Source organism: Alkalithermobacter thermoalcaliphilus JW-YL-7 = DSM 7308, from assembly GCA_001584565.1.
Lineage (GTDB): Bacteria > Bacillota > Clostridia > Peptostreptococcales > Peptostreptococcaceae > Alkalithermobacter > Alkalithermobacter thermoalcaliphilus.
The window spans coordinates 335,015-361,162 of sequence record LSFY01000001.1 but is presented as its reverse complement, the minus strand read 5'-3'; the positions used below and the strand labels follow the sequence as shown (position 1 = coordinate 361,162).

The 26,148-nt window shown below is 30.0% G+C and carries 23 protein-coding genes and 1 riboswitch; of the genes, 3 read left to right on the top strand and 20 right to left on the bottom strand.

Annotated elements, in window-relative coordinates; all coding sequences use genetic code 11:
* Window positions 1-6: 6 nt before the first annotated feature.
* Window positions 7-1,407, bottom strand: coding sequence for a Na+/H+ antiporter NhaC (gene nhaC / locus JWYL7_RS01965; RefSeq protein WP_066068154.1), 1,401 nt, complete (start codon window positions 1,405-1,407; stop codon window positions 7-9).
* 129 nt (window positions 1,408-1,536) lie between these two features.
* Window positions 1,537-1,719, bottom strand: a riboswitch (Lysine riboswitch).
* A 165-nt stretch (window positions 1,720-1,884) separates the two neighbouring features.
* Here nhaC and JWYL7_RS01960 point away from each other — a divergent pair.
* Window positions 1,885-2,601: a GntR family transcriptional regulator gene (locus tag JWYL7_RS01960; protein WP_066068151.1), complete on the top strand. Its 717-nt coding sequence runs from the start codon at window positions 1,885-1,887 to the stop codon at window positions 2,599-2,601.
* A gap of 19 nt (window positions 2,602-2,620) precedes the next feature.
* On the opposite strand, the gene rnhA is transcribed toward JWYL7_RS01960, so the two are convergent.
* From rnhA to JWYL7_RS01910, 10 genes are all read right to left on the bottom strand, one after another.
* Entirely contained in the window at window positions 2,621-3,106 is a 486-nt protein-coding gene (gene rnhA / locus JWYL7_RS01955) for a ribonuclease HI (protein ID WP_066068149.1), read from the bottom strand.
* Between the two features lie 119 nt (window positions 3,107-3,225).
* Window positions 3,226-4,863 (bottom strand): FAD-dependent oxidoreductase, encoded by a 1,638-nt coding sequence (locus JWYL7_RS01950; RefSeq protein WP_066068147.1) that lies wholly within the window; start codon window positions 4,861-4,863, stop codon window positions 3,226-3,228.
* A gap of 215 nt (window positions 4,864-5,078) precedes the next feature.
* Window positions 5,079-5,315 (bottom strand): thioredoxin family protein, encoded by a 237-nt coding sequence (locus tag JWYL7_RS01945; RefSeq protein ID WP_066068144.1) that lies wholly within the window; start codon window positions 5,313-5,315, stop codon window positions 5,079-5,081.
* Between the two features lie 22 nt (window positions 5,316-5,337).
* A complete protein-coding gene (locus JWYL7_RS01940) occupies window positions 5,338-6,345 on the bottom strand; it encodes a permease (protein WP_331721877.1) in 1,008 nt (335 codons plus the stop codon).
* A gap of 16 nt (window positions 6,346-6,361) precedes the next feature.
* Entirely contained in the window at window positions 6,362-6,649 is a 288-nt protein-coding gene (locus JWYL7_RS01935; protein ID WP_066068139.1) for an ArsR/SmtB family transcription factor, read from the bottom strand.
* Window positions 6,650-6,764: 115 nt separating this feature from the next.
* Window positions 6,765-7,283, bottom strand: a complete 519-nt coding sequence (gene pssA, locus JWYL7_RS01930; protein ID WP_066068136.1) for a CDP-diacylglycerol--serine O-phosphatidyltransferase — start codon at window positions 7,281-7,283, stop codon at window positions 6,765-6,767.
* On the bottom strand, window positions 7,280-8,263 hold the full coding sequence (locus JWYL7_RS01925; protein ID WP_066068133.1) for a lysylphosphatidylglycerol synthase transmembrane domain-containing protein: 984 nt from the start codon (window positions 8,261-8,263) through the stop codon (window positions 7,280-7,282). The genes pssA and JWYL7_RS01925 overlap by 4 nt, the downstream gene beginning before the upstream one ends.
* Window positions 8,199-8,828: an SAM-dependent methyltransferase gene (locus tag JWYL7_RS01920; RefSeq protein WP_066068130.1), complete on the bottom strand. Its 630-nt coding sequence runs from the start codon at window positions 8,826-8,828 to the stop codon at window positions 8,199-8,201. The genes JWYL7_RS01925 and JWYL7_RS01920 overlap by 65 nt, the downstream gene beginning before the upstream one ends.
* A gap of 74 nt (window positions 8,829-8,902) precedes the next feature.
* Complete coding sequence (locus JWYL7_RS01915; RefSeq protein WP_066068126.1) at window positions 8,903-10,654, bottom strand: ferrous iron transporter B; 1,752 nt, start codon at window positions 10,652-10,654, stop codon at window positions 8,903-8,905.
* Entirely contained in the window at window positions 10,655-10,870 is a 216-nt protein-coding gene (locus JWYL7_RS01910) for a FeoA family protein (RefSeq protein WP_066068123.1), read from the bottom strand. It lies immediately after the preceding gene.
* Between the two features lie 356 nt (window positions 10,871-11,226).
* On the opposite strand from JWYL7_RS01910, the gene clpB reads away from it, so the two are divergent.
* On the top strand, window positions 11,227-13,830 hold the full coding sequence (clpB, locus tag JWYL7_RS01905; protein ID WP_066068120.1) for an ATP-dependent chaperone ClpB: 2,604 nt from the start codon (window positions 11,227-11,229) through the stop codon (window positions 13,828-13,830).
* Here the strand turns inward: clpB and JWYL7_RS01900 are convergent.
* The 7 genes from JWYL7_RS01900 to JWYL7_RS01870 form a co-directional block, all read right to left on the bottom strand.
* Window positions 13,827-15,224, bottom strand: coding sequence for an alanine/glycine:cation symporter family protein (locus JWYL7_RS01900; RefSeq protein ID WP_066068117.1), 1,398 nt, complete (start codon window positions 15,222-15,224; stop codon window positions 13,827-13,829). The two genes, clpB and JWYL7_RS01900, sit on opposite strands and share 4 nt — an antisense overlap.
* A 308-nt stretch (window positions 15,225-15,532) precedes the next feature.
* A complete protein-coding gene (locus tag JWYL7_RS01895) occupies window positions 15,533-15,925 on the bottom strand; it encodes a bacteriohemerythrin (RefSeq protein ID WP_066068113.1) in 393 nt (130 codons plus the stop codon).
* 87 nt (window positions 15,926-16,012) lie between these two features.
* Entirely contained in the window at window positions 16,013-16,828 is an 816-nt protein-coding gene (locus JWYL7_RS01890; RefSeq protein WP_066068110.1) for a carbohydrate ABC transporter permease, read from the bottom strand.
* A gap of 15 nt (window positions 16,829-16,843) precedes the next feature.
* On the bottom strand, window positions 16,844-17,758 hold the full coding sequence (locus JWYL7_RS01885) for a carbohydrate ABC transporter permease (protein ID WP_066068107.1): 915 nt from the start codon (window positions 17,756-17,758) through the stop codon (window positions 16,844-16,846).
* 50 nt (window positions 17,759-17,808) lie between these two features.
* A complete protein-coding gene (locus JWYL7_RS01880) occupies window positions 17,809-19,017 on the bottom strand; it encodes an ABC transporter substrate-binding protein (RefSeq protein WP_331721878.1) in 1,209 nt (402 codons plus the stop codon).
* A 24-nt stretch (window positions 19,018-19,041) separates the two neighbouring features.
* Window positions 19,042-20,061, bottom strand: a complete 1,020-nt coding sequence (locus JWYL7_RS01875; RefSeq protein WP_066068101.1) for a LacI family DNA-binding transcriptional regulator — start codon at window positions 20,059-20,061, stop codon at window positions 19,042-19,044.
* 19 nt (window positions 20,062-20,080) lie between these two features.
* Window positions 20,081-21,634 carry a glycoside hydrolase family 65 protein gene (locus JWYL7_RS01870; RefSeq protein ID WP_066068097.1) on the bottom strand — a complete coding sequence of 518 codons (1,554 nt, stop codon included), beginning with the start codon at window positions 21,632-21,634 and terminating at the stop codon, window positions 20,081-20,083.
* Window positions 21,635-21,853: 219 nt separating this feature from the next.
* On the opposite strand from JWYL7_RS01870, the gene pgmB reads away from it, so the two are divergent.
* A complete protein-coding gene (pgmB, locus tag JWYL7_RS01865; protein ID WP_066068094.1) occupies window positions 21,854-22,501 on the top strand; it encodes a beta-phosphoglucomutase in 648 nt (215 codons plus the stop codon).
* A gap of 43 nt (window positions 22,502-22,544) precedes the next feature.
* On the opposite strand, the gene JWYL7_RS01860 is transcribed toward pgmB, so the two are convergent.
* On the bottom strand, window positions 22,545-23,909 hold the full coding sequence (locus JWYL7_RS01860; protein ID WP_066068091.1) for an RsmF rRNA methyltransferase first C-terminal domain-containing protein: 1,365 nt from the start codon (window positions 23,907-23,909) through the stop codon (window positions 22,545-22,547).
* A 15-nt stretch (window positions 23,910-23,924) separates the two neighbouring features.
* Complete coding sequence (locus JWYL7_RS01855; RefSeq protein ID WP_066068088.1) at window positions 23,925-26,066, bottom strand: sensor domain-containing protein; 2,142 nt, start codon at window positions 26,064-26,066, stop codon at window positions 23,925-23,927.
* Window positions 26,067-26,148 lie beyond the last annotated feature (82 nt).

Here is a 26,148-nt window from a genome sequence, read left to right as displayed (position 1 = left end):
ATTATTTTAGACCTCTTGAGCTTGAACATTTTCATCTATATATTCTATCGTAAATCCTGTATATCCATAAATTATTGCTATTAAAGGATTTAATATATTTAAAAATGCATAAGGAAGATATGCAAATGGATGCACTCCTAATGTAGTCCACATATAAGCTCCACATGTATTCCAAGGAATTAACGAAGATGTTAGTGTTCCTGCATCCTCTAAAGTTCTTGATAGATTTTTAGGATGTAATTTTTTCTTTTCGTAACTTTCCTTGTACATTCTCCCTGGAACAACTATTGCTAAGTATTGATCTCCTGTAACTAAATTCGTAAATATTGCTGATAGTATTGTAACTAAGATAAGTGATCCTGTTGTAGATGCAAATTTTAGTACGCTCTGAGCAATAACTTGTAACATACCTGTACTTTCTAGTATTCCACCAAAACTAAGTGCTGTTATTATTAAAGATACAGTCCACATCATACTGTCAAGTCCTCCACGACTTAGAAGACTATCCACAAGTTCAACTCCTGTCTCAGATACAAACCCATAGTGAGCAACCTCTATTATCTCACTTAAACTCGCTCCTTGAAATAATGCTGCAAATACTCCACCTATAACTGCTCCCCCTACAAGACCAGGTATAGCAGGGACTTTAAATATTACAAGCATAATAACAAGAGCTGGTGGAAGTAAAAGTATAGGATTTATATTAAAGCTAGATTTTAAAGTGTCTAATATAATATTTATCGACTGCGGATCAACATTTCCTCCTGAATATCTAAGTCCTATAATACCATATAAAATCAAAGCAATTATATATGCTGGTATAGTAGTATATGCCATATGTCTTATGTGATCAAATAAAGAAGCACCTGACATTGCTGGAGCAAGGTTTGTAGTATCTGATAACGGGGACATTTTATCTCCAAAATAAGCTCCTGAAATAATAGCTCCTGCTACTATATAAGGTGGTATATTAAGACCTTGTCCTACTCCTAAAAGTGCTATACCAACTGTTCCTGCTGTAGTCCAAGAAGAACCAGTTGCTAAAGATACTATAGAACAAATAATAGTTGTTGCAACTAAAAATATAGATGGCGATAACATATTAAGTCCATAAAATATCATCGTTGGAACTACTCCACTTAGTATCCATGTCCCTATTATAGTTCCTATAATCATAAGTATTAGCATTGCTTGCATACCCATGTTTAAACTTTTAAGTATTCCTTCTTCTATCTCACTCCATTTATATCCTATCTTTATAGCAATCAAAGATGCAACTACAGATGCTGCAATTAATGGAATATGAGGAGATGCATCGTATTTAAATACAGCTACTGATAAAAATATTATTAAACTAAGTATAGGAATTATTGCCATAGTTAAACTTACTCTTTTTGTATTATCCATATTTTTCTGCCTCCTGTTATAAAATTTTGAATATTCCGTAAAATAAAATGAGTAATAAAAAACATCTAAGGTTGTCCTTAGATGCTATTATCCTGTCATCAGCATAAAGGCACCCCTCTCTTTCCCCTAAAGTAAGATAGCTCTCCATTTAAGCTCCGGGTAAGCTTAAATGACAGTTCTACACCTATTCGATGTAGACCCAGCATATAGTTTTGCAAGAACTATATACTTCGGCGGTCTTCCTTTCATTTAAACTCATCGACTTGCAATCTCCTTTAAACTACTCATAATACCCGCACCTCTACCTCACCCCTTCTTGAGATGAGGCACTATTAAATTGTGCATTAATATGTTAAATATTTTATAACACTCAATTGTATATGTCAATATAAATTCTCAATAATATATTCGTAGTTGAAAAAAGTAAATAATTAGATTATCCTTATTTTGTAGCAAAATAATAGGAGGAAAACTAATATGAAAAATTCATCTCCACTTTATAAGCAAATTGCAAACAAGATAAAACAAGAAATAATCAAAGAAAATCTCAGTTCAGGAGAGGCTATTCCTTCTGAAATTAAACTTTCTCAAATGTATAACGTAAGTAGAGTGACAATAAGACAAGCAATAGATACACTAGTAAGTGAAGGGCTTTTGTATAAAATCCAAGGAAGTGGAACATATGTTAAAGAATCTAAGATAGAGCACAACATATACAATCTTCAAGGTTTTACAGAAGAAATGAGAAAGTTCAATAAAACTCCCGTAAATAAAATTTTAGAATTTAAAATGATAAAACCAGACGAAAACATTAGAAAAATTCTTAAACTAAAAGAAAATGAAAAAACTTTCTTCGTAAGCAGGTTAAGGTTCATAGATAATGTGCCTGTAGTTTTAGAAAATACATATCTTCCAGTAAATATCTTTTCTGATCTTTCATACGAAGTTATGCTTTCATCTAAATATGAATATGTTGAGAAAGAAAAAAAACTGAAAATAAAGGAAAGTTTTCAAGAAATAATTCCTATAACATGTAATGACAAACTAAAGGAACTATTTAATCTTAAAGAATACATTCCAATCCTTAAAGTCAAGCTGTTCTCTACACTAGAAGACAATACAATATTTGAATATACAGAACTTTATTTCAAAAGTGATGAATATAAGTTTACACTTATAGCGAAAAGAACCTAGATGATAAATATATTGTCATCTAGGTATCATGCCTTACATCTAAAGGTAAATTGTCGCCAAGTGCTGCCTCTTTTGCTAATCTATCGCATGTCTCATTTCCCCAATTCCCAGCATGGCCTTTTACCCATTCAAATTTGACATTATGTTTACTAATTACATTTAATAATCTTTTCCAAAGATCTACATTCTTAGCTTTCTCCTTCTTCTTTGCATCTTTATACCACGAATTTTCTTTCCATTTTTTTACCCATCCAAGATTTATAGCATCGACAATATATTTTGAATCCGAATATAGTATTACATTGCAAGGCTTTTTTAGAGCTTCTAAAGCTACTATCGCCGCCATAAGCTCCATTCTATTATTTGTTGTTTTATCAAATCCACCAGATATTTCTTTTTTATACTCTTTATCTCCTATTTTACAAACTAAAACAGCACCATATCCTCCAGGTCCATCTGGATTTCCTAGACACGCCCCATCTGTATATATTATAACTTCATTCATAGCATCCTCCTATTTATCATCAATGAATATCTTTTTTATAACACATTTGTTAATATTATAGACATTTTTAATAATATTGTAAAATTATAATAAAAATGAAAGTAGAGGTTAATTCACCTCTACTTTTTAGTAGCTTTATAAAACTTATGTCCACCCGATAGATTATATACTTTCTTGAATCCATGATTTATTAATATATTTTGAGCTGCATTTCCTGTTACACCTTTATTACAATAAGTTACAGTAACTGTGTCCTTATCTAAAGAATCTAAGTTATCTCTAAGATTAGCATGAGGTATATTTATAGCATTGTCTACATGAGATTCTTCGTACTGTTTTGATACCCTAGCATCAACTATCTGTATTTTTTCACCTTTACTTACTAAACTTTTTACTTCATTTGATGTAATAATTGGCCTATCATTACTTATAGAATTTTCTAATATCATTCCTGTATAATGAACGGGATCTTTAGTAGTAGAAAATGGTGGAGCATATGCAAGATCCAAGTGGAAAAGCTCGTCAACTTTCGCACCATAAGTTATTAAAGTTGCAAATACATCTGTTCTCTTATCTACTCCATCGAAACCTATTATTTGAACCCCTAAAATTTTCTTTGTATTTTTGTCTGCTACTGCTTTTATAATCATTTCCTTGCCATTGAAATAAGTAGGTTTATCTGGCTTTATATTATGACACACAACAACATCGTATCCTAATTCAGCTGCTTCTTTTTCTGTTAACCCTGTATTAGATACAGCTATATCAAATAATTTAAATATTCCTGTACCTAAATTACCTCTATACTCTAAGTTTCCTCCAGTTAAGACATCTCCTGCAATTCTACCTGTTTTATTAGCAGTTGAACCTAAAGGTCTATAAACAGGCTTGCTAGTAATTAAAGAAAATGTTTCTATACAATCTCCACAAGCGTATACATCAGCTATATTGGTTTGCATTTTACTGTTAACTTTTATAGCTCCAGTAACTCCAAGCTCTACACCTGCTTCTTTGGCAAGTTTTACATTAGGTCTAACCCCTGTTGCCATAATTACCATATCACTTTTTATTTCTTTTCCATTATCTAAAACAACTTTATCATCTTGTATTTGAGATATAAAGCTACCTTTAATAATTTTTATGTTCTTTTTTAAGAGCATATTTTCTAAGAAAAGTGCCATATCTTCATCAAGATTTGGAGTTATTTTTTCTTGTTTTTCTATTATAGTTACATCAATGTTTCTTAAGATGAGATTTTCTAACATTTCAAAACCTATAAATCCTGTTCCTGCGATTACTGCATGTTTTGGATGCTTTGAGTCTATGAAGTTTTTTATATTTTGTGCATGTTTTACATTTCTTAGGAAAAATACATGCTCTTTATCTACTCCTTTTATATCAGGTATAAATGGGCTAGCCCCCGTTGCAATAACTAATTTATCATAATTATCTTCAAATATTTCATCTGTACTTAAGTTTTTAACAATTACCTTTTTAGATTTTGTATCTATTTTTAATACTTCATGTCTTGTAAATATATCTATATTGTACTTTTTCTTAAAAAACTGAGCATCCCTTGGTGTAAGCTGTTCAATATCTTCTATTTCTCCTCCAATATAGTAAGGAAGACCACAACCTGAATAAGATATGTCTCCATCCTTTTCATATATTACTATCTTAGCACTATCATTATTTCTTCTAGCCTTTGCAGCTGCAGATGTTCCTGCTGCTACAGCACCAATAATTATTATTTTCATATTTCCACCTCTTCACCCATGTTTTGTTTGAGCTATATAATAATTTATATAGATGTATATCTATGTATAAATATAGATCATTATCTATATGTTGTCAATATATTCCGCCCTAGATTAGTATGACTTACTAAATGAAAATTTATGAACTGTGTTATAAATTAAAAGCCATGTAAAACTTATCATAAGTTTTACGTGGCTTTTAATGATATTTTAATCTATTTGTTTTTTAAAAGCTTAACTATTTCTTTTGTTTTTAAAACCTTTCCATATGAAACTACTTTCTCATCAACTACAAGAGCTGGAGTCGACATTACTCCATAAGCCACTATATCTTTAAAATCTTCAACTTTAATTATTTCTGCTTGTATTCCCAACTCTCTTAAAGCTTCTTCTGTGTTTTCCTTAAGTGTAATACAACTTTTACACCCTGAACCTAAAACCTTGATTACCATAATACCACCCCTTTAATTTATTTTATATAAATAAATAGCCAAAAGCATTAAATAAATACCCAATTAAAAGAATTCCTACGGTTACAATTCCTATAAAAATTCCTAAAAGCTTTGGTTTTACAACTCTTTTTAACATAATCATAGATGGAAGCGAAAGTGCCGTTACACTCATCATGAATGCTAAAGCAGTACCTATTCCTACTCCTTTTGTAACTAGAGCCTGAGCAATAGGTAAAGTTCCAAAGATGTCTGCATACATAGGTATTCCAACAATAGTTGCTAATAAAACAGAATACCATTTATCTTGACCTAGTACTGCTTCTATCATATTTTGAGGAATCCAGTTATGAATACCTGCTCCTATTCCAACCCCTATAATAATATATAACCAAACCCTCTTGATTATATCCAACACCTGATCTTTAGCAAAATTTATTCTCTCACGAGTAGTTAATTCTTGTTCATCTACCTCAGCAACCTTAGTATCATAAACAAAAGACTCCACATATTTTTCAAGACCTAATTTACTTATTATAGTTCCTGCTACCACTGCAAGTATAATACCTACTACTACATAAGCTATTGATGTTTTCCAGTTAAATATACTAGCAAGTAATATAACAGATGCTAAATCTACAAGAGGAGAAGATATCAAAAACGAGAATGTAACTCCAATAGGAAGTCCTGCACTTGTAAACCCTATAAATAGTGGTATAGATGAACATGAACAAAACGGAGTAACAGTTCCAAGCAATGCTCCTAATATATTTGCTGTAATTCCTTTATAATTTCCTAATATTTTTTTAGTTCTCTCCGGTGGGAAAAAACTTTGAATATAAGAAACTGCAAAAATAAGGACTGATAATAGTATAAATATTTTTATAACATCATATATAAAAAAGTGAATACTACCTCCAATCCTAGTATTTATATCTAACTTAAATACATTTTCTACAAATACTTTGACAAGATCATAAAGCCATTGCATTTTTAACAATTGATTATTTAACCACTGAAATACAATCAACATTAACACCCCCCAAGTATTATCCATATATTTTAAAACTAATATCATCAAAAAATTGTTTTATCTTATCTAGGTTTTCTCTATTTATACTATACTTCATCCATACCCCATCTCGTCTACTATCGACAATTCCACTTTCACACAAAATTTTCATATGATAAGAAAGAGTTGGCTGAGTTATATTAAATTCTTCAAGTATATTACAAGCACATTTTTCTCCTTCTGAAAGCATATCAAAAATTTTAATCCTAGTTTCATCTCCTAAAGCTTTCATAAGTAAAGCATATTTACTGTAATCTTTCGTCAATTAGGCTACCTCCTTTTATATAGAGAAATCTCTATATCCATTATATTCCTAGATATAGAAAAGTGTCAATATATCTTTTGTACAAAAAAACAAAGCAGTTTTAGGTAAACTGCTTTTATATCTTCTTGAATTGAAATTTCATAACCATTAAAACAGATAAAAATAAAGTTAAAGTTACTGTAAAAAATATATTAATTTCGTTAAATCTATCTAGTGATAAGCAATGAAGTAAACAGTTTAATGCTAAAATAAATCCTGCAATAGTAATTGGAAGTCCTACGCACATATCCTTTATATTTAATATATTAAATCTTGCTAGTCTAAAAGCTCCACAAAGAATAAATAGTATCACAATTGCATAACCTGCAAAGCCTAATTTAAATAAATTTAACCTAAATACTAGTATAGCAGGAGCTATTCCAAAAGATACAATATCTGAAAGAGAGTCTAACTGTTTTCCAAACTCACTTTCTGCTTTTAAAGCTCTTGCTACTTTTCCATCATACCTATCGAATATAGCTGCTAATAATATAAAGGAAGAAGCTAACATAATATCATCTAATAAAATAGATGTTATTCCTAAAGACATATTTATAAATGTAAGAATATTAGGAATAACTTTTCTTATATTCATACTAAAGCCTTCTCCTTTCTCCTTAAAACAATGTATTTAATACCCAGGTATATACTACTTAATAAAAATACAAACCAAAAAGTTACAAACCTTAAAATAAGAGCTATGGCAATTCCTAAAGAAGATGATATTCCAACAGGTGATAATAAAAGCATCATACTAGCTTCAAAACTTCCAAGTCCACCTGGTAAAAGTGGCAGCATCCCTATCATATAGGTAAGATAAGTAACTGATGCTGCTATAGTAAATTTTACAGTATTACCTAAAGAAAACATGATATAATAAGTCTTTACGGCAAACAAAATCCATATCCCTATACTTAAAATTATATGAAACATAAAACTTGTTTTATTATTAATTAATCTTTGTATACATTCATCAAAACTGATTAAAAATGTATTTAACTTAGATTCATATTTTCTTAAAAAAGGGATGTAGGAAAAAAATCTACCTAATGTACCCCTATATACTACTATTAGTATCATAACTAGTACTACAATTAGTAAAAATAAGAAACTAAATAATATTAATTTTTTGCAATCACTAGATAGACTAGGCTCAAGTAAAAACATAAAAAGACTTAAGAGAGTTAAAAATAAAAAACACACCATACTTATTATTTTTTGAAAACTTACAACAGCACTTGCCTCTCCAAGAGAAAATCCTAGCTTTGATTTTAAAAACATAACTTTTGCAACTTCTCCACCCGTTTTAGCTGCAGGAGTTATGCTTTCAAAAAATGTGCCGGTCATATTCATATCAAAAGCATCTATAAATTTTATCTTAAGTCCTATATCGCTAGAAATCTTTATCCACTGTATATTAATAAGAACTATTGTTATAATTTGAAGTATACATAGTATCCAAATATCCTTATACGATAAAGTAGATATTTGTACAAATACACTTTTAAAATCAGCTAACAGCAATAGTGCTACTACAGATATTATTCCTATAAAAATTAAAGCTATCCTTTTCATCTAACTCATTCTCCTTACTTTTTACTAAAAGACAAGTTTTTGTTATAGTAGCATGATTGTGGTTTATATACTTTATATTTTTATTAAATTTTCTTTCATCTACAATAGAGTAAAACTTATTTAAATTTTTTTTAGGCTTTCTTATTAGAATCTTAGTTCCTAAAGGACTATTTTCCCATATATTTTCTAAGATTTTATCTTTAGGAGTAACTTGCAAAGCTATGTGTATAACATCAAACCCATTTGTGCAAAAATCTAAACCATTACCATGTATAACTTTTACTTTTCTATCCATTCCCACATCTTTTATATACTTAACTGCCTTTTTTACTGCTGTAAAATCTATATCAATTACTGTTACATTACAATTTGTAAGTTGTGCTATTTTTATAGCGGTATATGGTATAGATCCCCCCCCTATACACAATACTTTATGAGTTTCTTTTATGCCTGCTAAGTTAACTTCTTTTTTAACTAGGTTTTCGTAGTAGCAATCAAGCAAACATATACATTTTGGAATCTTTGAACAAATAGTTTCTATTTTAGAAGTGATAAAACATATCATTTGAAAATCACCACCATTTATTTTTTGCCCAAAATAAGCTTCAGATAGTACTATCTGAAGCTTATTAAAATTGTTTATAATATGAATCCTAAGATATTGTTTACTATTCCTCCAAATAAAAGAGCTATGATTATAGTAGATAAAGACATAATTAAAGCAACTTTTAATTTAAACTCTTTTATTAACATAGCAAATGCTGATAAGCAAGGTAAGTAAAATAGTGCTACTACAGATCCAACTATTACTTGAGTTATGCTTAAATTCATATCAAGCAACGGCATAACTGCAAGTTCTCTCCTTATTATTCCTAATAAAAGTGCTAAACCCGCTTCCTTCGGAAGCCCTAACCAACCTTCAACTAGTGGCTGCATAGCACTACCTATAATATTCAAAAATCCTGTTTCAGCTACAAGTGCTGCTAATACTATTCCTATCATCATAGGAACCTCGGCATCAAATAGGAAATGTTTAAATCTAATCCATATTTTTTGAAGTAATGCTTGCCTATTTGGCATAAGTAAGTTAGGTATTTCTAAAAGTAAAGGGTCACTGTGTCCTGGAATAAACTTATTTAATAAAACTCCAGCAATTATAATAGATATAAAAGATATCATATATACAAATATAAGTGCAATTATCGATCTATCTCCCAAAAGAGTAAAAAATGCTCCAGTTTGAGCAGTGCATGGCACTGCTAAAGATATTAAAAATGTTAATATCAATCTTTCTTTATAACTCGTAGATGCTCTTGTTCCAAGTATAGCTGGAACTGCACATCCATAACCCATTATAAACGGAACTATATTTCCTCCTGGAAGACCTAACTTTCTAAGAATACCATCTACCAAAACTCCAAGCCTTGGAAGGTATCCACTATCTTCTAAAAATGAAAGTACTATATAAAATAAAAGAACATAAGGAAGGATTAATGCAAAAGGCCATTCGATACCCTTTACTAAAACTCCAAATTCTCCCACTAATATATTGTAAATTACTCCAGGTTGTACGAATCTATCTACTATAGATACTATAAAAGGAACTATAATATTATTAACAAGTGGAAGTAAAACAGCAGCCCTTAAAGCCTTACCCCCACCTACTACTATTCCTAAAGCTATAGATAATACTATCAAAGCTATAGGTATTCCTGGGAAAGGCTGTATAGTTAAATCTCCTAACTTTTCAAGAAATGATGGTTCATGATCAACTCTTGTTTGGACTTTTTGAGTTATCTGTTGTGCCATATCCCATCTTTCTTCTTTTGTTAGCTTTCCTTCAAACAATTTCGTATCTTCTTTTGAGATTTCCAAAGCTTTTTTAGTTAGCTCATTTAGTCCTATATTCCTTACAGCTACAGTTTCTATAACAGGAGCTTGCAATAACTCCTTAAGCTTTTCTACATTTATCTGTATACCCTGTCTTTTTGCTACATCTGTTAAATTTAAAGCATATACAGTAGGTATATTATATTCTCTCAAGTGAAGGGCTAAGTTTAAATTCCTATCTAAGTTTGTAGCATCTAAAACACAAATTATAGCATCTGGATTTTCATTTAGCATATCTATAGCTACTTCTTCAGCTTTTGATGTAGCCTCTAATGAATAAATTCCTGGTACATCTATTAAAACTGCATTTTGGTTTTCAGACTTTAATACCCCTTGAGTATAACTTACAGTAGTACCTGCATAGTTTGCAGTCATAACTTCCATACCTGTTAATTTAGAGAATATAACGCTTTTACCTACATTAGGATTCCCCATAAGCAAAATTTTCTTTTCATACTCTACCGATGATTTATTACCTTTTCTGTCATTGTGACAATTCAATTATGACACCACCTTAATTTCTATATTTTTTGCTATATCCTTATCAACTGCTATACTTCTATTTCCTACCTTAACTACTATTGGACCTCCAAAAGGCTGTTTTGACATAACAGATACTACAATTCCTTGTCTTAATCCTAGTGATTGAAGTAATGAATTTGAAGGCATTTTCTCTATAGTACACTTTTGATTTTTTCTTAATTCGTATAACGCCATGATCTTTCCCCCTTTTTAAAATATCTATAAAGCAAAGTTTTTTAAAAGATTTAAAAAGAATTTTTTATTAAAACTATAACTTTTCTACAATTTAGTAAAGTACATAAATTCGTATGTGTTATAAGTAAATGATATCACCTTTTTATCCTTAATTCAAGTTGTTTGATAACAAATATCATTTTTATTTAATACAGAGAATCCATCTATATAACACTAGAAAAAATTCTTGCAATCATGAGCTAGAAGTTGTAAAATATAATCAAAGATTTAGCACTCACCTTAATAGAGTGCTAATAAAAAATTTTACTTCGTGATATATGGATATAATAAATTTAAAAGACAAAGGAGGGATAATGATGAATATAGATAAATTTACAGAAAAAGCCCAAAAAGCTATCTCATCATCTCAAGAAATAGCTCTTAAACTTAATCATCAACAAGTTGATATAGAACATTTACATCTTGCTTTAGTTACTCAAGAAGATGGATTTATACCTAAACTACTAGAGGTTATGAATGTTCCTTCTTCTCTTTTAATAAGTGATTTGAAAAATCATTTAGATAAACTTCCTAAAGTGCACGGCGATGCTTCTAATATGTATTTTTCTAGAAGATTTAGCCAAATATTAGTTAATGCTAAAGATGAAGCTGATAAATTTAAAGATGAATATATAAGTGTTGAACATTTATATATCTGTATATTAAATGAAAAAGGTACTTTTTCTGAATCTTTATTTAGAAAGTACAATATAACTAAAGAGAGCTTTTTATCTGCTCTAAGTAAAATTAGACAAAACAGAAGAATTACATCTCAAAATCCAGAGTTAACTTATGATGCTTTAAATAAATTTGGTAGAGATTTAGTTAAATTAGCTAAAGAAGGAAAACTTGATCCTGTAATAGGAAGAGATAACGAAATAAGAAGAACAATTAGAATTCTTTCAAGAAGAACCAAAAACAATCCTGTATTAATAGGAGAACCTGGTGTTGGTAAAACTGCAGTTGTGGAAGGCCTTGCTCAACGTATATTAAAAGGAGATGTCCCTGAAGGACTAAAAGATAAAACTATATTTGCTCTTGACATGGGATCATTAATTGCAGGTGCTAAATTTAGAGGAGAATTCGAAGAAAGATTAAAGGCAGTATTAGAGGAAATTGAACAATCAGAAGGTAGAATAATTTTATTCATAGATGAACTTCATACTATAGTTGGAGCGGGTAAAACTGATGGTGCTATGGATGCTGCAAACATATTAAAACCTATGCTAGCTAGAGGAGAACTTCATTGTATAGGAGCAACTACTTTAGATGAGTATCGAAAATATATAGAAAAAGATCCTGCACTTGAAAGACGTTTCCAACCTGTTATGATAGATCAACCTACCGTTGAAGATACTATATCTATATTAAGAGGAATAAAAGAAAAATTTGAAATTCACCACGGAGTAAGAATTACAGATAATGCCATAGTTGCTTGTGCAACACTTTCTAATAAATATATAACAGACAGATTCCTTCCAGATAAAGCAATAGACCTTATGGATGAAGCTGCTGCTATGATAAGAAGCGAGATAGATAGTATGCCTTCTGAACTTGATGAAATAAGCAGACGTATAATGCAGCTTGAAATAGAACAAGAAGCTCTTAAAAAGGAAAATGACAAAAACTCAGAAAATAGACTTATCATGCTTCAAGAGGAACTTTCTAAACTAAAGGAAACTGCAAACGAAATGAAAGCTAAGTGGGAAATCGAAAAAGAAAATATCGCAAGGATCAAAAAGCTACAACAAGAAATTGAAGATATAAAAAGAGAAATAGAAGAAGCTGAGAGAAACTATGATCTTGAAAAACTCGCTATGCTAAAATACGGAAAACTTCTTGAGCATGAAAAAATGTTAGAGCAAGAAAGACAAAAGCAGATGGATAAAAATGAAAAACGTCTTTTATCTGAAGAAGTTACTGAAGAAGAAATCGCAGAAATTGTGTCTAAATGGACTTCAATTCCAGTTACTAAGCTAGTTGAATCCGAAAAAGAAAAATTACTGAATCTTGAAAATATACTTCACGAAAGGGTAATTGGACAAGATGAAGCTGTAACGTCAGTTTCTAATGCTGTTTTAAGAGCAAGATCTGGTCTTAAAGACCCTAGAAAGCCTATAGGATCATTTATTTTCTTAGGTCCTACTGGAGTCGGAAAAACAGAACTTGCTAAATCTTTAGCCCAAGCTTTATTCGATACTGAAGAAAACATAGTAAGAATAGATATGAGTGAATATCAAGAAAAACACACAGTAGCAAGACTTATAGGTGCTCCTCCTGGATATATTGGATATGAAGAAGGAGGTCAGCTAACTGAAGCTGTTAGAAGAAAGCCATACAGTGTAATTTTATTCGACGAAATAGAAAAAGCCCATCCTGAAGTATTTAATGTTCTTTTACAATTATTAGATGACGGTAGATTAACTGATTCTAAAGGTAAAACTGTAAACTTTAAAAATACAGTTGTAATTATGACCTCTAATATAGGTAGCCAGTTTATACTAGAAGGAATAGATGCAGATGGCCAAATAAAAGAAAATATGAAACAAAAAGCTTTAGATGAGCTTAAGAAAAACTTTAAACCTGAGTTTTTAAACCGTATTGATGATATAATAGTATTTAAACCTTTAACAAAAGAAGAAATTTCTAAGATTATAGATTTAGCTATCAAAGATATACAAACAAGACTTGAGGATAGGAATATAGTACTTTCTATAACTGACAAAGCTAAATCTTTCATAGCAAATGAAGCTTACTCTCCAACATATGGTGCTAGACCAATTAAGAGATATCTTCAAAGATATATAGAAACAGAACTTGGAAAAATGATTATAAAAGGTGAAATAAGTGATGGCTATCACGTTGTTATAGATGAAGAAAATGATAAACTAAAAATACATGTAGAAAATCCTCAGCATTAATGCTGAGGATTTTCTAATTTATTATCCTTATTTGTATACTCAGACAACTTGCCTTTTTCAAAATTATTTTCAAAGTCATTTGCTACTTTAACAATTAATGATGTCATACCCAAAAGAGCTATAAGGTTAGGTATAACCATAAGCGCATTAAATGTATCAGCAATTTCCCAAACTAATTCTACTTTCATAGTAGCTCCAACTATTATGCATAATAAAACTATAATCTTATATAATACCAACCCTTTTTTACCAAATAAAAATTTTACATTTGATTCTCCAAAGAAATACCATCCTATTATAGTTGATAAAGAGAAGAAGAATAGGCATATAGCTACAAAATAACTTCCAAACCCTCCAAAACCACGGATAAATCCTTCTTGAGTAAGAGCAGCTCCCGATAGACCAGCTTCTATAGAACCAGTAGTTAATATAACTAGTGCAGTTAACGTACAAACTATTCCCGTATCTATAACTACTCCCATAAGTGCAACAAGACCTTGTTGTCCAGGATGCTTTACCTTTGCTACAGCATGAGCATGCGGAGTTGACCCCATACCTGCTTCATTAGAGAAAAGTCCTCTTGCTATACCATATCTAAAAGATTCCTTTATAGTTGCTCCAATCAATCCTCCAGTTGCTGCCATAGGATTGAATGCTCCATATATTATCATCTTAAACGCTGGAATAATATGTTCATAATTCAAAAATATTATTATTAAACTTCCTAAAATGTAGAAAATAGCCATGAAAGGTACCACCTTTTCTGTAAAAGAAGCTATTCTTCCAATTCCACCAATTATAATTAAACCAACAATAATCGCTACACCAATTCCTACAAATAACGGATTTATATTAAACGCTCCACTTATAGCTGCACCAACTGAGTTAGATTGAACCATATTTCCCATAAATCCTAACGCCAAGATTATTGCAATCGAAAAGAATGCTGCTAAGTACTTGTTTTTAAGTCCATCTGTGATGTAGTAAGCAGGTCCTCCCGTTATCTCTCCATCTACCCTTTTCTTATATACCTGTGCTAATATAGCTTCTGCAAATATAGTACTCATTCCAAAGAAGCCACTTATCCACATCCAAAATATTGCGCCAGGTCCACCAGCAGCTATAGCTGTTGCAACTCCAGCAAGATTTCCAGTTCCAACCTGAGCTGCTATAGCTGTAGATAAGGCCTGAAAAGAAGACATTCCATCTTCGTTTGCTCTATCACTTTTACTTAATATGCCATCAAAAGTTAATTTAAATGCATACTTTAATTTTCTTATCTGTAAAAACCTAAGTTTAAGTGTAAATAATACTCCTGTTCCTAAAAGCATAAATAGCATTATAGGTCCCCACAAAATACTATTGATTTTATTAACAATAGTAAATAAATCCACAACTATCCCCCCATTGTATTTGTTAATATACTAACTTCTTTTGAATAATTATTTTCATTTTATCTTTTGTTTTTACTTTGCAATATAACATCTCACCCCTTTCCAATACTTTTCTTGCTTCTTATGAAGTCTATTCATCCGTCATATCGTTATAATTTTGTTATTAATTTAATGTTATCAATTGTACAACCATACAGTCAAATGTTTTCATTATAGTTTTTTCGATCTATTTCTCCAAAATTCAATTCATCTCAAAAAAATCGCCCAAAACATTTCAAAATGCTTTGGACGATCAACAATGCAAAATTTTAATTTCCTGATATTAGTTTATCTTTTTCTAATATATGACTAACTAACCAATCTACTATGAAATTTATTATATCTAATAAAAATTCATCTTGTTTTTCATCTATAGTATCTAAGTCTATACTCTTTATCTTTTCAATAAACTTATTGTGTTCTATTTTGTGAGAAAACAAATGCTTATAACCTATCTTTTTCATATACTCTTCTTCCTTAGCAAAATGAAAAATTGTATATTCCTCAAGTTCTTTTAGTATCTGAGTTATTTTATCATATTTGTCTATACAAAATTCATCCTTTAATGTTAAATATGCTCTATTAGCTATATCTACTAGATATTTGTGTTGTTTATCTATTTCTTCTATTCCTGTTACATAATCATCTTTCCACTTGATCACTTTTTTCACCCCTAAGCCTTATATTCTATTTAATATAATATAAGACTTTAGTCTATGTTTCAATAAATGATTTTCATATTTTTAATGTTATTCTTTCATACCTGTTGTCGATATACCTTTTATAAAATTTTTCTGGAAAATTAAAAATATTACTATAGCTGGTATAGAAAGTATCATAACCCCTGCTAGAACTTGATCCCAAAATTGAAAATACTGTCCGTAGAACGAATTTAGACCTACAGGAAGTGTATACATTTTATCTGACGTAGCTAGTAGACTAGGCCACAAAAAGCTGTTCCAATTTCCTGTAAACATAAGTATAAACTGTGTTGATAGTGCTGGTTTTGCCAACGGTAAAATTATTCTGAAAAATATTCCAAATCTTCCTAATCCATCTATCATAGCAGATTCTTCTAATGATTTAGGAATAGATAAAAAAAACTGCCTCATTAAGAATATACCAAACAAACTTGTCAAAAATGGAATTGTAAGACCTTTATAAGAATTTATCCATCCTAACCTAGTAAGTAATATAAATGTAGGAACCATAACAACCTGACCTGGTATCATCATAAAAGCTAATATCGATACAAATAAAGCTTTTTTTCCAGGAAAATTTATTCTAGCAAGTGCATATCCTGCCATTGAATTAAATAATAAATTACCCAAAGTTACTATCAACGCTACAATTATACTATTCAATGTCCATCTAGCAAACGGAAACCTATTCCATAAAAATATGTAGTTTCTAAAACTTAATGTTGAAAAGTTTATGCTAAAATTATTCACTTCACTAGTAGGTTTTAAAGATGTTATTATGCTCCAAATAAATGGACCTATAGAAATAATGGCATATGCAATTACTAAAAAATAAAACAAAATTCTTAATACCTTTCTCCCCATTGCGTCACCACCTTATTAATATTGCGTTTCTTCACCAAATAATTTCTTTTGTATCATAGTTAATACAAATATTATAGAGAATAATATAAATGCTATTGCACAGGCATAACCCATCTTATAATCCCTAAATCCTGTTCTATAAAGATAAAGCACAACAGTCATAGTAGAATTTAATGGTCCACCATTTCCACCGGATACAACATAAGCTTGATCAAAAACCTGAAATGTACCTATCATAGAAACTACTAGATTAAAGAAAAAAGTAGGTCTTAAAAGTGGAAGTGTAACATGCCAAAATTGTTGCCATTTATTTGCTCCATCAATCAAAGCAGCTTCATATAAAGAATCCGGAATATCTTGTAATCCTGCTAGAAATATTATCATATATAATCCTACAGATGACCATACAGCCATCATCATAATAGATGGTAAAGCAAGATTTATATCTCCAAACCAATTATAAGCTTCAAATCCAAATGTCTGTAAAATTTTATTTAAAAGACCATCTGTCTTAAATATAAACATAAACATTACAGATACCGCAACTGTTGATGTTACAGTAGGAATATAATAGGCAGCCCTAAAGAAAGTTTTTCCTTTTATATCAGAATTTACAATCAAGGCAAGAACTAATGCTATTATAAGCTGTGTAGGTACAACTCCTATTGAGTATATAGTTGTATTTAATAGAGCTTTTCTAAATACAGGATCTTTAAATGCATGAATATAATTATCAAGTCCAACCCACTTAGCTTCCATTATAGATATTTGATCTAAAAATGAATATTCTTTAAAACTCAGAATAAACGCTACTATAAGTGGTCCTACAAAGAATATTAAATAGCTTATCACAAACGGCAATACAAACAGCCAACCATCTATTTTTTCTCGCTTTTTGAATGTAGATAGCCCTGCACTTTTAAAATTCATAAAACTCCTCCTTTGACAAATAGGAAGCACTTAAGGTGCTTCCTATTCTATTACTGTACTTCTTTTGCTGCTTCTTCTAATGCAGTTTTAGCATTGTCAACCTGATTGAATAAAAGTCTTTCACCAGCTTTATTTAAAGCATCTATTATCTTCGTTGTATTAGCACCAAACTGAAATACTTTAGCTCCAACAGTTCCTTCAACTAGCGCAGATCTTTCTGGGTACTTTTGTGCAAATAATTTAGACATTGATTTTCTTGATGGAATTGCAAGACCGCTTTCAACCACCATAGTTAATGCTTCTTTTCCAGTTAAAAAGTTTATTAATTTTGCAGATTCCTCTTTGTATTTTGAATTAGCACTCATAGCGTATCCTACTGTGAATGCTAAATTTCCTTCCTGATTTCCTCTAGGAAGTTTAGCTATTCCATAGTTAACATCAGGACCTGCCTCTTTCATAAACGGAATCATCCAACCACCTTCTATAACCATAGCTGCTTTTCTTTGAGCTAATGCATCTCCATTCCATCCAACCCCTAACTCTTGAGGCTGTTTAGCATAACCATCTTTTAATATTGAAAAATAAAAATCTAGCCCTTCAGCTGCCTGTTGTGTATTAAAAACAACATCATCTCCATCATTTATTTTTCCACCTGCTTGTATCATAAATGGTATAAATCTTGCTGCATCTGCACTTAAAGCCATTCCTACAACTCCATCTTTTGTAAGACTCTTTGCCGCTTCTTTTAGCTCGCTCCAAGTAGTTATAGAATCTATTCCTTCTTGCTCAAACATGTCTTTGTTGTAGAAAATAGCTAAAGAATTATAGTCTTTAGGAAGAGCATATATATTGTCATCCTTTTTAAATCCTTCAATTAAAAACTCTTCGAAATCTTTTACATCCTCCATATCTATATAATCATTTAATGGCTCTATTACTCCTCCTGATATATAAGCAGGAGCTTGGAAAACATCTAAATAATAAACATCTGGTTCAGTTTTAGAAGCTATTCTAGCTTGCATTGCTTGATTATAATCTCCTGTTATTACTTGTTTTTCAACCTTAATATGCGGATAAATCTCCTCAAATCTTTCTATTTGCTTATCTAATAGTTCTGTTTCTGCCGGTGATGAACCCCAACAACCAAGCACTATAGTTACTCTATTTTCTTTTGAAACTTCATCAGAAACACCAGAACACCCTGTTACAAATATAAGTATTCCTAGTAAACACATTGATAAAATACGTTTTAAATTCACATAATCTCACTCCCCTTTTTATATTTAAATTCTTTTTGTAGACTCTCTCACTATAAGTTCTGGCTCTATTACTATTCTTCCCATATGCTGACCTTGAACTAAGTTTACTAGCAAGCTCGCTGCACTGGTACCTATTTTTTTCGCATCTTGCCTTATAGTAGTAAGTCTTGGAACTATACATTCTGCCAAGTGTATATCATCAAATCCTACTACAGAAATATCTTCTGGGACTGAGTAGCCACAATTAGTCAAACTATAAATTGCTCCTGTAGCCATTAAATCACTTGCACAGAAGATAGCAGTTATATCTTTGTGCCTTTGAAGAAGCCTTTTTACAGCTTCTTGTGCACCTTCATCAGTAAAATCCGCATTTTCTATCAACGAGTTATCAACAGGTAGTTTATATCTGCTGTGAGCTAAAAAATATCCATCTAACCTTTCATAACTTACATAAGCATCTTTATGACCATTAATAAAACCTATCTTTTTATGTCCAGATTTTATAAGATGTTCAACCGCCAAAAAAGAACCTCTTACATTGTCAACTCCAATACAAGCAACATTTGGATTATTTATATTTACATCTAGCAGAACACACGGCTTATCTATATTTGAAAGTTCATCATAATATTGATCAGTCATTTTAAGTCCCATGATAAACATACCATCTAGTTGTTTTTCTTTGAATATTTTCTGCAATTTTTCATTCCTTTGAATATCTGATGTTGTTGACAACAATACAGTTTCATAGCCTAGTTTACTAGATGTATTTTTAAATCCAATGATCATCTCAAGTACCAAAGGATTTAATCTACCTGTTCCCTCATTATCTTCAACAAGCATTCCTAATCTGAAAGTTCTACTAGAACTTAAACTTCTTGCTATATTATTAGGCTTATATCCAAGTTCTTTAACTACACTAAATATTTTTTCTTTGGTTTCTTGATTTATATCACTATAATTATTTAAAGCTCTCGAAACTGTACTTACAGACACCCCTGCTATTTTGGCTACATCTTTTATAGTTATAGTTTTATCTTTCATAATACCACCTCTTACTTTATTAGCATAAATTTTTAAACTTTACAAAGTCCTTTTCTTTTAACCATCTAGATATTTCAATAGCTTTATTCATATTCCACTTAGCAAGATAATTAGTATATACGTTGTTATTTACATGTTCATGAAATTCATCAGGCCCTATTACTTTATTTATTTCGTACCTATCATACTTTTGATTGTACTCTAGTCTACTATTCCAAAACTTAGCCGTATCTAGTACTATTTCACTTCCATAGTTTATTAAAAATTCTTCATCCTTTGTTGCTCTAAAATATTCCCATATAGCAAATGCTATATCTGCATTTATGTGATATTCTTCATCTCCAGTCCATATTCTTACAGGGTTTCCATCATAATCCACTCCCCATTTTGGCGTAACTTCTGTTCCATCATCTGCTGACTCCCAAGGAAACTGTGAACCTTTAAATCCATTTAAACTTGCATTTTTTCTAGCTCCACATAGTGTATTATACCTATACATCAAAAGCGCCTTTGCTATTTCAGGATTTGTATATGTAAAAAACGGAATCATAAATATTTCTGTATCCCAAAACACATGACCTTTATAACCTTCTCCATGAAGACCTTTAGCTCCTATGCTAACTGTATAATCTTTTTCATATGCACAAGAAGCTAACTGAAACATATTAAACCTAATACCTACTTGAGCTATATCATCACCCTTAATCCTTATGTCCATGCTATTCCATAATTTTTTCCATTCTTGCAAATGTTGTTCTTTTTCTTTATCATATCCTATTGTCTGAAAATCTTTTAACTCACTCTTACAAACAGAAACTATATCTTCTTTTGTATCTTTACTTGTATATGTACACCCATATTTATAAATGGTATATTCTTCTCCTTCTTCTACAAAAAACTCATAAACTTCTCTTACTTTTTCTCCTAATTCTATAAACTTTCTTGTTTTAAATAAATCATCTGCGTATATTCTTGTAGATTCTACTATATAGATTCCTTTATCTATAGTTTTAGTTAAAAGAGCTAACCCTGGCTTTAAATCTAATTTATCTATAACATTGAAATGTTTTGTAAGATTTATAGGATCATTACAACTATTGACAACTGTTCCATCTATTATATTTTCGATAAACATTTTCGATTTAAAATTTACTGGCCTGAGGGTATACTTTTCTGCCCATCTGTGTACATTTTTCCTACTTACAAATCTTTCACAATCTATCTGCACTATTCTATTTGAATCTAACTTTAGTTTGTAAGAAGAATATAATACCCCTTCGTACATATTCAGTTTTCTATTAAAATCTAAAATTTCACATTTATCTATATCTATTAGTTCATTATCTACGTAAAAATTTAAAACAAGTGGATCTTGACAGTTTACTAATTCTGTAACTTGAGCGGTATTTTGATCAAATATTCCTGCTATAAAATTACCTTTTTCTCCTATTTTTGAAAAATTATTTTTTCCTCTCAACCCCCTATACCCATTAGCTAACGTAAAAATCGTTTCATATTTTGCATTTTCTTTTGAATTATACTTGTTTAGCTCTACATTCCAAAATCTATCCATATCTCTCCTCCTTTATAAGCAAACGTTTTTCTTTTTCTGTATCTATATTATAATTTATATCAAAAACGTTTTCAATATATTCTTTATTTTTTCGTTATTTAAATGTATTTATTTTTCTAACAACTTAAGTTATGAATAATTATTTTTATTTCAAAACAAGGTATTGATTTCGAAAACGTTTTTGATATAATATACTAAAAATGTTAAGGAGGGATTGGTTTGTCTATCAAAGGTTGTATTTTTGATTTAGATGGGGTTATTGTTGATACAGCAAAATATCACTATATTGCTTGGAAAAGGTTAGCTAATGAACTTGGATTTGATTTTACTGAAGAAGACAACGAAAAATTAAAAGGTGTGAGCAGAATAAGATCGTTAGAACTACTTCTTGAACTTGGAAATAAAAGTGTTGATGATAAGACTAAACTTGAATTGGCTGACAGAAAAAATAATTGGTATGTGGAATATATATCTAAAATGGATAAATCCGAAATATTACCAGGTGTAGAAAATTTCCTCATTAAATTAAAAGAAAATGGATTCAAAATTGCACTAGGTTCTGTTAGTAAAAATGCTCTTACAATATTAAAAAATGTAGGTTTAATCGATTATTTTGATGTTATAGTAGATGGAACAAAAGTAATAAATGCAAAACCTGATCCTGAAGTATTTCTAAAAGGAGCTGAAGGACTTAATTTGAATCCTAAAGAGTGTTGTGTATTCGAAGATGCAATAGCAGGTATTCAGGCTGCAAAGAAATGCAATATGAAAGTTATCGGTGTAGGTTCTGAAGAAATTTTATCTGATGCGGATATTGTTATTTGTGGTTTTGAGAATGTAGATATCGATATCTTAAATTTCACATAAAAAATAAAAAGAGAATACAGTTTGTGTATTCTCTTTTTAGATACTATATCCACCTTAGACCTTTTGGATAGTGATTTTTAAGTGTATCACCTGAAAGCTTACCCCATCCAATAGAGTATCCATCTACCTCAACTAAATACCATCCCTTTTGTCCATTTATCTTAAGAGCATGTCCCTTTAGATAGTCTATTATCTGTTGTGAATCTTTATCAATATTATAACTATATTTTACATCCAGTTTATTTAAGTATAATGCTAAGGCATGAGAAGGTTCAAATCTATTTTTCTTTATAGTTCCTATATGTAGTCCTGGTCGCACTATTTTCATTCCATCTAAAGATACCATATCTTTAGGTATACTATAAAGTTCTTCCCCAAACAATATATAGTTTCCATCTATACGGGATACTAAAAACTCTTTTTCAAACTCTAAATAATCTTTTAACACTTTCTTATCAGTTATTGTTTTCAATATCTTTCTTGTTTTACTATCTTCTCCATCTATTTTCCTTAGCGAAGCTATGTAATGTCCTTCTCCTGCAATTTTATGTGGCCAAATCCTAATAGTATTTTCTATACCTTCTACACCTTCTTTAGTCCAATCTTTTCTTCCTTTATCAAATCCATGATACGCACTTATTTTCTCTATTTCAAAATTAGTATTTTCCTTTACAAATTCACTAATTACTTGTTCGTTTTCTTCAGGTGAAAATGTGCAAGTTGAATATACTAGCCTACCTCCTACCTTTAGCATACTAGAGGCACATTTTAGTATATCAAGTTGACGTTCTTTACATAAACATACATTTTTAAGACTCCATTCACTGCAAGCCTCAGGATTTTTTCTAAACATACCTTCTCCTGAACACGGCGCATCTACTAGTATTTTATCAAAGTAATTTTCAAATTTCTTAGATAAATTTTCTGGAGTTTCATTTGTTACAATTACATTTTTTATCCCCATTCTCTCTACATTTTGAGATAAAATTTTAGCTCGCGATGGATGAATTTCATTAGCTACTATCAATCCTTCTTGATTCATCTTCGATGCAATATGTGTTGTTTTTCCTCCTGGAGCTGCACACAAATCTAAAACTTTCTCGCCTGGATTTGGACTTATTATCTCTCCTACAGCCATAGCACTAGGCTCTTGTATATAATATAGCCCTGCTTCATGATAAGGATGTTTTCCTGGTTTATCTTTTTCTTTATAAAAAAAACCTTCACTTACCCACGGAATTTTTTCTAATTCGAATGGGCTTATATTTTTAAATTGGTCTACTGATATTTTTAATGTATTAACTCTTAGACCTTGTTTTTTATTTTCATTATAACTACTTAGAAAATCATCATATTCATCATTTAAAAGATTTTGCATTTTTTCTTTAAAGTCTTTAGGCAATTCCAAATATATCACCACCATCTAGTATACATTATTATATATTTTTTCTATTTTTTCAGAAATTAAAGGCTTACTAAAAAAATATCCTTGAAGGTAGTCACATCCATACTGTTTTAATTTTAAATATTGCTCTTTATTTTCTACTCCTTCTACTACAACTTTTAAATTTAATGCATGAGAAAACGAAATTAAATTTTCTATTATATCTAGTTTTAAAAATTCATCTGTTATACTTTTATCTATTTTTATCTTGTCAACAGGAATGAATGTTAATGAATTAAACGAAGAATATCCTCTTCCAAAGTCATCAATGGATATTTTAACCCCAAGTTTTTTTATTCCATCTAATACTTTCAAAACCTTACCTTCATCTTCAATAAGTACATTCTCTGTTATCTCTATTTCTAAAAGCGAAGAATCCACTTTATATGTACTTAAAGTATCTTTAATAAACTTAATTAAATTTTCATCATAAAGCTGTTTAGGAGAAATGTTTACAGATATAGGCTTAGATTTATATCCTTTTTCTTTCCACTTTTTTATCTGAATAATAGCCTCTTTTATTGCCCATTTTCCTATATCTGAAATCAAGTTAGTTTCTTCGGCTAAAGGTATAAAAATATCTGGAGATATCTTTTTTTCTTTCAATCTCAGGAGCGATTCAAAATATTCTATTTCTCCACTTTGAGAGTTTACTATAGGATGATATAACAAAGTAAATCCTTCATTTTTTATAGCTTCTCTCAATATATTTTCTAATTCTAACCTACCTTTAAAGTTCATATCCATCTTCTCATCAAAGAAGATATATTTGTTCTTTCCTGAATTTTTTGCATTATACATAGCAATATCTACTTTTATTAAAATATCTTCTAAACTATTTGCATCGTAAGGATACCTAGCAATTCCCACACTACCTGTTATTCCATTTTCCATATCTTTTAGAGCATTAAGCAATCTATCTGCATATTTTTTTATTTTTTGTAAATTGTAAGTATCTTTAATTAAAAGTAAAAATTCATCTCCACCCATTCTAAAAGCTATTGTATTTTCTATATCTTTTAGTATATCAGCAACTTTAATTAATACTTTATCTCCATATGCATGACCTAGTGTATCATTTATAACTTTAAAGTTGTCTAAATCTAATAACAATACAGCTCCTTTTTTATTTGATTTAAGTTCTTGTTTTAATATTTTGACCATCTTTCTTCTATTAGGAAGTTTTGTTAAATGATCATGTTCTGACAAAAACTTAATATACTTTTCTTGAACTTTAAGCTGAGTTATATCAACTAATATACCGCTTATACTTTTAATATTTCCTTGTAAGTCTAATACCCCTTTTCCATTTACTAAATACCATCTAATATTTCCTTTTTTATCTATAACTCTAATTTGAGAATATATTCTCTGTTTTTTATTGCTTTCATATTTTTTATATTCTTCTAAAAGAACATTTTTGTCATCTGGATGTACTGATTTATCTAAAATTTCGTGAACGTTTTTATTCTTAAAATCTACTCCTATAAGCTGTGCAAATTCTGGCGATATATATAAGCTTTTATTCTTTATGTCTATCTCCCATATAGCACTATTTATTCCTTCTATAGCTATTTTATATTTTTGTTGTATTTCTTCTAATTCCCCTAGATACATTTGTATTGAATCGTACTGGGCTTTTAATTGACTTTCACTTGCTATCAATTGTTCAACTGTCGCTTTTAGCTTTATATTTTTTTCTTCTATAGTTCTTTTGTAATGTTCTTTTTCTGTTATATCCCTTGATATTGATATAGCTCCTATAACATTTTTATTTAGATCATACAGTAAACTAGCTTTACCCCAATCATAGTAATTCATCTTTTCACTATGAGCTTCTCCTTCAATACTACCATCTTCGTTACATTTAAAATTTTTATAGTAATTATAACCTACTTTATAGTCTTTATTTAATACTAAATCTGCTAAAGTAACTCTTTTTTTGCCATAAAAAATCAAAGAATATATATAATCTCCTTTGCCAATTATATCTTCCTTCTTCACATTTGTGATTTTTTCCATAGCTTTGTTCCATATAATTACTTTCCCATCTATGTCTATACCATAAGTCGCATCTGGTATTACTTCTAAAATATCTTGATATATTTTTATTATATCCATATGCGCAACCCTTCCCATTTTATTTTCATTAATCATATAATATCATGAATTTGTCATAATTTGTTACATATACAAAAAAACT